The sequence below is a fragment of the Pseudomonas sp. QTF5 genome, assembly GCF_000512695.2.
GTDB lineage: Bacteria > Pseudomonadota > Gammaproteobacteria > Pseudomonadales > Pseudomonadaceae > Aquipseudomonas.
Map to the genome: position 1 here is coordinate 1 of NZ_AZRW02000088.1, position 340 is coordinate 340.

Genomic DNA, 340 nt, shown 5'->3' on the forward strand with positions numbered 1-340 from the left:
AGCGGGAGCAAGCTCTTATCAAACAAAAAATAACTCATTGTTTTTGCTCTTAAAAAATCAGGCGACCTTGACCAGTTGCATCCCCAGCTTGCGTGCCTTGCGTTCCAAGGCACGCAGTTGCCGATCACGGCTTTTCTCCTCAAACGCTTCAATCCCTTTTTCCACATAAGGCTGGCCATTGGTCAGCATGGCGTAAATCAGCCGTGCCAACTGATGGGCCGTAGCTTTGATTGCACAACTGGTATCCATCCTCGTCAGTCGGGCGCGGTGACTGGCGCCGATGAAGCTCTTGTCTTGTCGTGCGTTGGAAGCCGCTTGTCTTAGGGCCTGGGCGGCTCGG

1 pseudogene is annotated in these 340 nt (G+C 53.2%); it reads right to left on the reverse strand.

Features of this window, described 5'->3' with window-relative positions:
• Positions 1-57: 57 nt before the first annotated feature.
• Positions 58-340, reverse strand: a pseudogene (locus tag IC37_RS28675) (IS110 family transposase); the annotation flags it as partial.